The following is a 10,266-nucleotide window of genomic DNA, read 5'->3' as shown; positions in this document are numbered from 1 at the left end:
CTTCGGCCGCGTGCCGCGTGCGGCGATTGCGGATGAAGTCGATGCACCTGTTATGCGCGATGCGAAACAGCCACGGCCGCAGCGCCTGCGCATCGTCGAGCAGCTCGATCTTGCGATAGGCCTCGAACAGCGCCTCCTGCATGATGTCCTCGCCATCCAGCGCCGAGCCGGTCATGCGCGCGCAATAGCGATGCAACCTGGCGCGCAGATGCGAAACCGTCTCCAGGAACGCGGCATAGCGCAGGTCGAACACGCGGTCGGGCTCAGGCCAGGCCCGCATGGCTTGCGTCGTCTCGGGGGTTTTGCGGATCTGCTGGTTCATCGCGGCACGTAGGTCAGGGTCACCACGCCGTTGGCGAAACGATGCGTGCCGACAAGATCGAGATCGACCGGTCCGACATCGTCGAAGGCGCGCTTGCCGTGCCCGACCCATGTCGGCACGATCGACAGATGATACTCGTCCACCAGCCCCGCGCCAAGCAAGGTGCGGTCGAGCTGCGACACCCCATATTTCAGGATGTCGCCGCCCGGTTGCCGCTTGATCGCGGCGAGCGCTTGCACAACGTCACCATCAAGCAAGGTGGCATTCCACGACATCGTCTTCAGCGTCGTCGAGGCGACCAGCTTCTTCAGGCCGTTGATGCGGTCCATGTAGGGGCTATCCCTGATGTCTGGCCAGCGTGCGAAGAACATCTCGTAGGTGACGCGGCCAAGCAGGAAGAATTCGACGTTCGAAAGCGCCTGCAAGGCATGGTCCACATTCTCCCCGACGAAGAATGGCGAGGCCCATGTCATAGGCCCCTCGATGACGCCATCCAGCGAGACGAAACTCGACACGATCAGCCGCCGCATGCTCACGCCGCCCTTTCGCTGCTCTTCTCACCGGCTGCCGGCAGCCCCAGTCTCGGCCGTATCCAGGTGGCGAAACGGGCAATGGCATCATCGGCCTCCGGCGCCCGCCCGGCCATCATCTGGAAGGAGTGCAGCATGCCGTCAAAGACGTCGAGCCGGGTCTCGACGCCTGCCTGTCTCGCCCGCTCGGCGAACATGCGGCTTTCGTCGACAAGCGTCTCGTCGGCGCCGGCCTGCAGGAAGACGGGTGGAAAGCCGGAGAGATCGGCGTAGAGCGCGCTGACCTCGGGATCGCGCCGATCGGCATCGCCGATGAAGTTGGCCGCCAGCCAGTCGACGCCAGCCTTGGCGAAGGCCGGATCTTTTTCGCGGTTGGTCTCGTAGCTGGCGGCGGTCATCGCCATGTCGAACCAGCCGGAGATGATCAGCGTGGCGACGGGCAGCGGCCGCCCCTGCGCGCGCAGCCGCTGCAGGACGCCATAGGTCAGCACCGCGCCGCAGGAGTCGCCGGCGATCACGATCCGCCGGGTGTCGAAGCCCTGGTCGACAAGCCAGTTCCAGGCTGCCATCGCGGCCTCGAGCTGGGCCGGATGCTTGGCCTGATGCGCCAGCGGATAATCGTAGACCAGCGCCCGGCAGCCGACGGCCTTGGCGAGATGGCCGACCAGCTTGCGGTGGGTGTAGATCGAGCCGCCGATGAAGCCGCCGCCATGCGCATAAACCAGCACCCGCTGCTCGTCGGCACCCTTGGGCACGACCCACATCGCCGGCACGCCGCCGGCATCGACCTCGATATAGTCGACGCCGCGCGGCTCGCCGGTCAGCGCCGTCCAATGGACATCGTTGTGGTCGATGATCGCTTGCGGGCTGGTCAGCTTGCCCGCATTGGCCGCGATCGCCGCGTAATGGTTCCTGTTTGCCTCGCTCTCGATGCTCGCCATGATATTCTCCTGGGGTTGCGGATCGCGGAAGGCGCGACCTTCGAAGGCAGAGACGTACGGGCAGGCAAAAAGGATACGTGGCGGCCGGCGCTTTTTTTGCGGACGCGCTCAGCCGCCAAACATCGCGGCATGCCGCCGGGCGAATTCGACGAACGGCGTCGGCCGCACGCCGAACATCTCATGCGTGGCCAGATGCACCCGCGATTTCGGCCGCCGCCGCCGCTCCGCCAGTTGCTCGTCGAGCGCATCGGCGAAGTCGGCAGGGACGCCGGCGGCCAGCAGATTGCGCCGGCGCTCCTGCGGGCTGACATCGACATAGCGGACCGGCTTGCCGATCCCTTGCGAAATCCGCGCCGCGATGTCGCTCATGGTCAGCGCCTCGGGTCCGGTCAAGTCGAGGCTCTCGCCTTCGTGGCCGCCATCGCGCAGCAGCCGGACGGCGACCTTGGCGATGTCCTCGACATCGACCGGCGACAGTTCGGTATCGCCGAGCGCGAGGTAAAATGCGCCTTCCGCGGCGATGGTCGGCGCGTCGCGCAGATAGACTTGCATGAACTGGCTGGGGCGCAGGTGGGTCCACGCCATGCCCGCTCCCTCCAGATAGCGCTCGACCTCCTCATGCATGCGCGTGAAGCGGAACTTGGTCGCGTCATAGCCGATGTTGGATTCGGCACCGGAAAACTTCACCACATGCGCGACGCCGGCCTGCTTGCAGGCGTCGATGAAACGACACTGCGTCTCGACCATGTCTTGCGCGGCGGTCGAAATCATCAGCACGCGATCGATGCCGTCGAGTGCCGCGCCAAGCGTCTCCGCCCGGCGCATATCGCCTTCGATCAGGTCGACGCCCGCAAGTCCGCCGAGCCCTGCCGCGGATGCCCGGTCCAGATCGCGAACCAGCGCCCTCACTTGATACTTCCGCCGTGCGAATTCGCGCACGATTGCCTTGCCGTTCAGGCCGGTGGCGCCTGTCACCAGGATCATGGTCTGTCTCTCCATTCAGCATCGATGCGGCCGCCCTTTCGGCGACCGCATCTTGAAGACGAAGAGAAGCGGGCAAAGGATTCCGGCCAAACGTCTTTTTTATCGGGGCGAGGCCAGTATGCGCCGGATCAGCCTGCCTGCGCGTAGCGGCTGACCACCATGCCGCAGGCATAGGCCTTCGAGCCGAGCAGCCGCAGGTTTCGGAACCCGCCCTCGTCGAAGATACGGCGGCCGGCGCCCAGCACGGCAGGATTGACGAACAGCTGGAACTCGTCGACCAGCCCGGCCGCGATCAGCGCCGACGCAAAGCCGGCGCCGCCGAAGACGGCCATGTCGCCGCCCTCGCCCGCCTTCAGCGCGTTGACCTCGCGCGGCAGGTCGCCGCTCACCACCGTCGTGCGCTCCCAACGCGAGGCTTCGAGCCTGTCGCTCGGCACCACCTTGCGCGCTTCGACGATGCGCCGGGCGAAAGCATAGAAGGGATCGGCCGGATATTTCCTCGCCGCATTGCCCCAATGGGTGAGATAGCCCTCCTCGGCCATCTTGCGGCTGAGCAGAATCGTGTCGATGCCGGCGAACACGGCGTTGAAATCCTGTTTCAGCTCGGCGTCCCAACCATTGTCGTCGCCCCACTCCCAGAGTTGCCACGGGTGATCGGCGTCGGCGCCGACGAAACCGTCGACCGACATCTGCATCTGCAGGATGAGCTTTTTCATCGGGTGTCCTCATCAGATTTGCCTAAGGATGGTTTACTTTCGGAACCATTTGACCTGTCGGGAAAAATGATGTCAATAGTAAAGTGATTTAAAATTGGAACCATAGGGATGTCGACGCGCGAACGATCCGCTTGCCCGATCAACCTGTCGCTGGAACTGCTCGGCGACCGCTGGACGCTGCTCATCATCCGCGACCTGGTCTTCGCCGGCAAAAAGCATTTTCGCGAGTTCCTGCAATCCGATGAAGGCATTTCCTCGCGCACCCTGGCCGAGCGGCTGCAGACCCTGCAGGACGAAGGCATCCTCACCCGCAGCAACGACCCGAGCCACGGATTGAAGGCAATCTACCGGCTGACCGAGGCCGGCATCGACTTGCTTCCGGTGCTGGCCACGCTCGGCGCCTGGGGCAGCAAGCATCGCAAGGCCGATGACAAGCTGGCCCGTATCGCCGAGGAACTGGCTGCCGGCGGCGAGCCGGCGCTGGAACGGATGAAGGTGGCACTGCGGGCGGAGCATATGGTGTAGGCGGGAGCGCTGTTCTAAGGGCGAAGCAGCTTCCTTGAAAGTCGGCGCCGCGGGTCGCCGGCGGAGCCGCCGCCCTTTCTCCCCGTCCCTATACGGGGAGAAATGCCCGGCAGGGCAATGAGGGCAGCACTGCCGCCTGGGTAGCCAGTCGAAGCATTTGAACTAGGTCACACTCCCCAACGAGATGCCTCCACAACCTGCCTCCCGATTGACAATGGTCCGCTTTTGTTCTCTATATGTTCCGGTCTATCAGCAATCGCGGATGAGCGGAACAGGATGGAAACAACGGCCACCATCCTGCATGCCGATCTCGACGCCTTCTATGCCTCGGTCGAGCAGTTGCTCGACCCCACGCTGCGCGGCAAGCCGATCGCGGTCGGCGGCGGCGTGGTGCTCGCCGCCTCCTATGAGGCGCGCGCCTTCGGCGTGCGCGGCGGCATGCCGGGGCGCAAGGCGCGCGAGCTTTGCCCGCAATTGATCTTCGTCGGCGGCAATTTCAGCCACTACCAACGGCTGGGCGACGCGGCGATCAAGGTGCTCGACGATTTCACGCCGGTGGTCGAGCGCATCTCCATCGACGAGGCCTTTGCCGATGTCGCCGGCTGCACGCATCTGTTCGGCTCGCCGCGAGAGATCGCCATAGCGATCCGCCGCCGTGTGCGGGCAGAACTCGGCCTGCCGATCTCGATCGGCGTGGCGCGCACCAAGCACTTGGCCAAGATCGCCTCGCAGGTCGCCAAGCCCGACGGGCTGGTGGTGGTCGACCCCGGCACCGAGCTTGCCTTCCTGCACGATTTGCCGGTCTCGCTGATGTGGGGCGTCGGGCCGGCAACCAGGGCGCGGCTGGCCGAGATCGGCGTCGAGACCATCGGCGAACTGGCCCGCACCCACAGCGGCGCGCTGACGCGGCTGCTCGGCCCCGCCGCCGGCGACAAGCTCGCGGCCCTGGCGTGGAACCGCGACCCGCGCAAGCTGGAGACGAAGCGCCGGGCGCATTCGGCCGGCGCGCAATCGGCGCTTGGGCAAAAGCCGGCCGTGGCGCGGGTGATCGTGCCGACACTGCTGCATCTGGCCGACCGCGTCGCCAGCCGGCTGCGCGCCAAGAACCGTCCCGGCCGCACGGTGACGGTGCGCGTGCGCTTCGCCGATCTCAGCGCCGTCACCCGCTCGATCACGCTGGACCAGCCGATTTCGGCGACCGTGATGCTGGCCGAGATCGCCGGCGACCTGGTGCGCGGCGTGCTCGCCGAGCATCCACTGGAGAAAACCATCTCGCTGCTGGCGATCTCGGTCTCGCATCTGGAAGAGAGCGCCGAGTTGCAGCTCGACCTGCCGCTCGGCCTTGCCGACGAAAAGCGCCGCCCCGGCAGCCGAAAGGGCCTCGCCCGTTTCGGCGCCGACCGCGCCGTCGACAAGATCCGCGAGCGCTTCGGCAAACAGGCTGTCGGCTACGGCACGGTGGCGTTGGAGGCGGCCCGTTCGGTGCCGGACGAATTCAGGGAGTTGGCGGAAAAGGAACTGTGAGCGGAGAAGCCCTCCCGTCGCTCACGCCTTGCGGATCAACGTGCCGAACCAGGCGGCGCCGCGGTCACGGCCGACAGCAGCTCGCGCTTCACCAGCACCGGCTTTTGATAGGTCTTCCTCACGGCAATCCCCCACACCCAGGCGTCTGGCGGCAACTAGCATCCGGCAGGCACCGCTTGTCAAGAAGAGGCGAAATTGGCTAGCGGGGCAGTTTGCAGATCGCGAAAATGGTTGCAATGATCGAAGCGAAGGGAGCGGCGGCGCCGACTGTCGAGATCTAATAAAAGAGGGTTGCCGTGTGACCATCCTTGACAAGGCAAAGCAATGGGCAAGGGCCATCAAGCGCGATGTGGTCGCCTTGTGGCTGGCCGCCCGCGATCCCGCGTTCCCTGGTACGCCAAGGTTGCCGCCGGCGTGGTCGCCGCCTACGCGCTCAGTCCTATCGATCTGATACCCGATTTCATTCCCGTCCTCGGATATTTGGACGATCTGATCATCGTACCGCTCGGCATCCTGCTTGCGGTGAAGTTGATCCCCGCCGCTTTGATGGCTGAGGTTCGCGCGGCAGCCATTCGCCGGTCCAGGCCGGCCAGCCGCGGCGGTCTCGCATTCATCGTTGGAATTTGGGTTCTGATGGCCGCCGCGCTCATCTGGTTGTTCTGGCCAGATCGCTCGGCTTAGATTTCAGGCCCGGCGTTTCTCATTGCCCCGGCAGCCCCACATCAAAGCCGCGCGGTGCCGAAAATCCGATCCCAGAAGATCGACGTCACCCCGAAATTGGCGTTCTCGTCGACATGGTGATGCACCGCGTGGCGGCGCTTCAGCATGTAGAGATAGCTCGGATGGGTCGGATGCCAGTGATGGATCATGTGGTGGACGCTGATGTACCAGAGGTAGCCCAGCATCAGACCGCAGCTCACCGCGCTGGCGGTCGCGAAATCCGAGACCATCCAGACAGGCAGGAACGCCACCAGCGCATGAACGCCGAGGCTGAGCCAGGTGGGCGTGCCCACCGGGCTGCGCTCCTCGATATGGTGACGGTCGTGCAGGTCCCGGATCCAGGGAACGTGGTGCAGCACGAAGCGATGCAGGACGTATTCGATCAGCGTCCACAGGCCAAGGCAGATCAGCGCCGTGCCGATCCAGTCCGGCGCGCCTTCCTCTCCGGCCTCGATCAGCCCGGCCACGCCCAATACGGCGATCACCAGCGGATAGACCACGAAGTCGCTATAGTAGCCGATCAGACCCAGCTGCATTCGGACGAATCACCTGACTTTTCGACGCCGCCCCAAAGCGATGCTATCAGATTGCCGGACTCGCGCATGAGGTGCAATCCGGATGCGCCTGACATAGCGTCGCAATTTCCCGGTGCAAGATCGGCAGACTTCGCACCAGTGCCGCAAACGGACATGCAAACATGGCAAAACGCAGTGCCGGCCTGCTGATCTATCGCCGCAGCGGTGGTGACATCCAGGTGCTGCTGGTCCATCCCGGCGGCCCGTTCTGGGCGAAGAAGGACGATGGCGCCTGGTCGATCCCGAAGGGCCTCGTCGACCAGGGCGAGGACGAGTTGGCGGCGGCACGACGCGAGACCGGGGAAGAGCTCGGCATGAAGGTCGAAGGCGCCTTCGCGCGCCTCGGCGACTACCGGCAACCGGGCGGCAAGATCGTCTCGGCCTGGTCCGTCGAGGCCGACATCGACGTCACCGCCATCAGCAGCAACACCTTCACCATGGAATGGCCGCCGCGATCCGGATCGATGAAGGAATTCCCGGAGGTCGACAGAGCCGGCTGGTTCACATTGGCCGAGGCCGAGGTGAAGATTTTGCAGGGCCAGCGCCCGATGCTGTCGGATCTGGCGGAGCAACTGGGCGTGGCATGATCGCCGACGGCAAAGCTGCCAATCTCCCCCCAAGAGGGGAGATTGCCGGCAGGCCAGAGGGGGCGCTGTCCCGCCAACGTCTCGGTCAATCAGGTATGTCCGTCGGAGGCTTGCGTGAAAGAGGATCATACCGATAGGCAGTGATCCTTGGCGCCCCCCTCTGCCCTGCCGGGCATCTCCCCACGAGGGGGAGATTGGCTGTCATCCCCCAAACCGCGCCGCCGTCCACGCCCCGCTGGCCGCGTTCGACTCCACGGCGGCGGCGACGAACTTCACGCCGCGCGCGCCGTCGACCACGTCGGGCACCTGTGCCGCGCGGGCAGGATCGACCACGCCCCCCGAACGGTGGGCGCGGATGATGTCGGCGGCGTCGCGGTAGAAATTGGCGAAGGCCTCGATATAGCCCTCCGGATGCGCCGCCGGCATGCGCGAGACGCGCCGGGCTTCAGCCGTCGAGCCATGGCCGCCGCGCACCAGCGTGCGGGTTTCCTCGCCATGGACGGAAAAGCGCAGTTCCTCCGGCCGCGTGCCCGACCATTCGAGCCCGGCTCTGTCGCCATAGATGCGCACGGAGAGGTCGTTGTAGTGGCCGGGCGACGTCTGGCTGGCCAGGATCGTGCCGCGCGCGCCGTCGGTCCAGCGCACCAGCACATGCGCATTGTCGTCGAGCCGGCGTCCCGGCACGGCGGTGAACAAATCGGCGGATACAGCCTCGGCCTCGCGGCCGGAGATGAAGCTTGCCAGGTTGAAGGCGTGCACGCCGATATCGGCCAGCACCGCCGACTGCCCTGCCCTCGCCGGATCGGTGCGCCATTCCGCCTGCTTCTGGCCGTCGGCATCGATCGGCTTGGTCAGCCAGTCCTGGATATAGGCGCCATGCACAGACACGATCCGGCCGAGTTCGCCCGCCATCACCATCTCGCGCGCCTGGCGCACCATGGCGTAGCCGGTGTTGTTGAGGGTGACGACGAAGCGGCGCTTTTTGGCGCGCGCCAGCGCCACCAGCGCTCGCGCGTCATCAAGCGTCGTCGACAGCGGCTTGTCGCAGATCACGTCGATGCCGGCTTCGAGAAATGCGGTGGCGATCGGCGCGTGCAGATGGTTGGGCGTGACGATGACGACCGCCTCGATACCATCAGGCCGCGCGGCCTCCGCCTTGGCCATGGCGCGATAATCGGCATAGCTGCGATCCGGCGCGATGCCGATTTCGGCGGCCGAGGCGGCGGCATTGTCCGGATCGGACGACAGCGCGCCGGCGACCAGCGCGATCTGGTCGTCAAGCCGCATGGCCAGCCGATGCACCGCGCCGATGAAGGCGTTGCGGCCACCGCCAACCATGCCGACGCGCAGACGCTTGCCCGCCGACCCGTCCGATGTTGCGTAGACCATGTTTCCTCCTCCACCTATCACTTCGTCATCCTGGGGCGGAGCAAGGAGCGCAGCGACGCGGCGCAGACCCCAGGATCCATGCCGTGGCTTCAAGGCGTTGCGACGGTGCAGAATCTTCTGATTCCGCCGCGTTCCTCGGCAACTGTCACGGCATGGATCCCTTGGGCTGCGGAGCAGCTCCAGGGGTCTCCGCGACGGAGCTTCGCTCCTGCTTCGCCCTGGGATGACGACGTTGGAAGGACTTACCGAGCCCCCCTACCACCCTCGAACAGGATTTCCAATTTCCATATTGTAAAACGATCGTATCGCGCTAGCCTGAATTCATGAGCGGGGCGAGAAAACCATCCGGACGATCCAGTGCCGACGAGGCGGCGACGCGCAAGCGCGGGCGTTCGCTGGCGGCCCTTGGCTATATACAGCCGCAGACCTATGAAGAGCTGCGCGCGGTGCTGTCCTCCGGCACGGTGCATTTTCCGAAGCGCCTGCGCCAGGTGGCGATCTTCCTGTGGCAGCATCCGAGCGAGGTCGCGCTCGGCACCATCGCCCAAGTGGCGGCACAGGCCGGCGTGCAGCCCTCGACGCTGGTGCGCTTCGCGCAGATCTTCGGATATTCGGGCTTTTCCGATTTCCAGGGCCTGTTCAAGGACCACGTCAAGGGATCCTGGCCGGAAGGCCGTGGCGAGCAGCGCGCCGAGGCCGAGCCTAACGCCGCCATGCATTTCCTGCGCGGCATGGTCGGCGCCTCGCAGGCCTCGCTCGGCCGCATCGAAAGCGGCTTCGATGTCGAAAGCTTCGAGAAGATGTTGGCGACGCTGGCCGACGCCGACCTGATCTACGTCATCGGCTCCAAGCGCGCCTTCCCCGTCACCACCTATCTGTCGCTGACGCTTTCGCAGCAAGGCGTGCGCAACGTGCTGGTCGACAATGTCGGCTCGACCGCGCTCGACCAGGTCGGCTGCATCGGCAGGCAGGATGCGGTGCTGGCGGTGTCCTTCAGCCCCTACAATTCGATCACGCCCGACCTCGTCGCGGTGGCGCACGAACGCGGCGCCCACATCGTTACCGTCACCGACAGCACCTTCTCGCCGCTGATCCGGCTCTCGGACAGCTGGCTGGAGGTGGTGGAATCCGACTTCGCCGGTTTCCGCTCGCTGGCCGCGTCGCTCGCCGTCGGCATGGCGCTGGTCCAAGGCGTCGCGGCAAAGCGCGGCAAGTGAATATTGGAGGTTTTGATGGAGAGTTTCGACTTGTGGCGGCGACCATAAATTATCGACGCCCGCGCCGCCCCTCATCGCCCTGCCGGGCACTTCTCCCCGTATAGTGACGGGGTGAAGGGGCTGGCCTCAGCGCTGGCACCCCCTTTGCAACATTGGTGATTGGCGAAATCGGTGACGACAGCGCCCCTCTCCCCGTCACTATACGGGGAGAGGATGCCGGCAGGCAGGTGAGGGGC

The 10,266-nt window shown here is 65.4% G+C and carries 11 protein-coding genes and 1 pseudogene; 5 read left to right on the top strand and 7 right to left on the bottom strand.

What is annotated here, in order from left to right; genetic code table 11:
- The 5 genes from EOA36_RS16255 to EOA36_RS16235 all read right to left on the bottom strand — a co-directional run.
- On the bottom strand, nucleotides 1-322 hold a 322-nt coding region (locus EOA36_RS16255), incomplete at its 3' end, for an RNA polymerase sigma factor (protein WP_145969189.1).
- On the bottom strand, nucleotides 319-852 hold the full coding sequence (locus EOA36_RS16250) for a dihydrofolate reductase family protein (RefSeq protein ID WP_127278504.1): 534 nt from the start codon (nucleotides 850-852) through the stop codon (nucleotides 319-321). The genes EOA36_RS16255 and EOA36_RS16250, both read right to left, overlap by 4 nt.
- A 2-nt stretch (nucleotides 853-854) precedes the next feature.
- On the bottom strand, nucleotides 855-1,793 hold the full coding sequence (locus EOA36_RS16245) for an alpha/beta hydrolase (protein ID WP_127278503.1): 939 nt from the start codon (nucleotides 1,791-1,793) through the stop codon (nucleotides 855-857).
- A 108-nt stretch (nucleotides 1,794-1,901) separates the two neighbouring features.
- Nucleotides 1,902-2,777: an SDR family oxidoreductase gene (locus tag EOA36_RS16240; protein ID WP_127278502.1), complete on the bottom strand. Its 876-nt coding sequence runs from the start codon at nucleotides 2,775-2,777 to the stop codon at nucleotides 1,902-1,904.
- Between the two features lie 128 nt (nucleotides 2,778-2,905).
- Entirely contained in the window at nucleotides 2,906-3,493 is a 588-nt protein-coding gene (locus EOA36_RS16235; protein ID WP_127278501.1) for a dihydrofolate reductase family protein, read from the bottom strand.
- Nucleotides 3,494-3,601: 108 nt separating this feature from the next.
- On the opposite strand from EOA36_RS16235, the gene EOA36_RS16230 reads away from it, so the two are divergent.
- The 3 genes and pseudogenes from EOA36_RS16230 (at nucleotide 3,602) to EOA36_RS16220 (ending at nucleotide 6,223) form a co-directional block, all read left to right on the top strand.
- Nucleotides 3,602-4,018 carry a helix-turn-helix domain-containing protein gene (locus EOA36_RS16230; RefSeq protein ID WP_127278500.1) on the top strand — a complete coding sequence of 139 codons (417 nt, stop codon included), beginning with the start codon at nucleotides 3,602-3,604 and terminating at the stop codon, nucleotides 4,016-4,018.
- A gap of 276 nt (nucleotides 4,019-4,294) precedes the next feature.
- Nucleotides 4,295-5,542 (top strand): DNA polymerase IV, encoded by a 1,248-nt coding sequence (dinB, locus tag EOA36_RS16225; RefSeq protein ID WP_127278499.1) that lies wholly within the window; start codon nucleotides 4,295-4,297, stop codon nucleotides 5,540-5,542.
- Between the two features lie 298 nt (nucleotides 5,543-5,840).
- Nucleotides 5,841-6,223, top strand: a pseudogene (locus tag EOA36_RS16220) (YkvA family protein).
- A 41-nt stretch (nucleotides 6,224-6,264) separates the two neighbouring features.
- Here EOA36_RS16220 and EOA36_RS16215 read toward each other — a convergent pair.
- On the bottom strand, nucleotides 6,265-6,798 hold the full coding sequence (locus EOA36_RS16215) for a sterol desaturase family protein (protein WP_127278498.1): 534 nt from the start codon (nucleotides 6,796-6,798) through the stop codon (nucleotides 6,265-6,267).
- A 161-nt stretch (nucleotides 6,799-6,959) separates the two neighbouring features.
- Here EOA36_RS16215 and EOA36_RS16210 point away from each other — a divergent pair, with 161 nt between their 5' ends.
- On the top strand, nucleotides 6,960-7,424 hold the full coding sequence (locus EOA36_RS16210) for an NUDIX domain-containing protein (protein WP_127278497.1): 465 nt from the start codon (nucleotides 6,960-6,962) through the stop codon (nucleotides 7,422-7,424).
- A 201-nt stretch (nucleotides 7,425-7,625) separates the two neighbouring features.
- Here EOA36_RS16210 and EOA36_RS16205 read toward each other — a convergent pair whose 3' ends face one another.
- A complete protein-coding gene (locus EOA36_RS16205; RefSeq protein ID WP_127278496.1) occupies nucleotides 7,626-8,813 on the bottom strand; it encodes a Gfo/Idh/MocA family oxidoreductase in 1,188 nt (395 codons plus the stop codon).
- A 323-nt stretch (nucleotides 8,814-9,136) separates the two neighbouring features.
- Here EOA36_RS16205 and EOA36_RS16200 point away from each other — a divergent pair, with 323 nt between their 5' ends.
- The gene (locus EOA36_RS16200; RefSeq protein ID WP_127278495.1) at nucleotides 9,137-10,030 is read left to right on the top strand and encodes a MurR/RpiR family transcriptional regulator; all 894 of its coding nucleotides are present in this window, start codon (nucleotides 9,137-9,139) and stop codon (nucleotides 10,028-10,030) included.
- The last annotated feature ends 236 nt before the right edge of the window (nucleotides 10,031-10,266 follow it).

The sequence above is a fragment of the Mesorhizobium sp. M8A.F.Ca.ET.021.01.1.1 genome, from assembly GCF_003998025.1.
In the GTDB taxonomy this organism is placed as follows: domain Bacteria; phylum Pseudomonadota; class Alphaproteobacteria; order Rhizobiales; family Rhizobiaceae; genus Mesorhizobium.
Note: the sequence above shows the minus strand (reverse complement) of the source record. Positions and strands in the feature narration are given on the sequence as shown.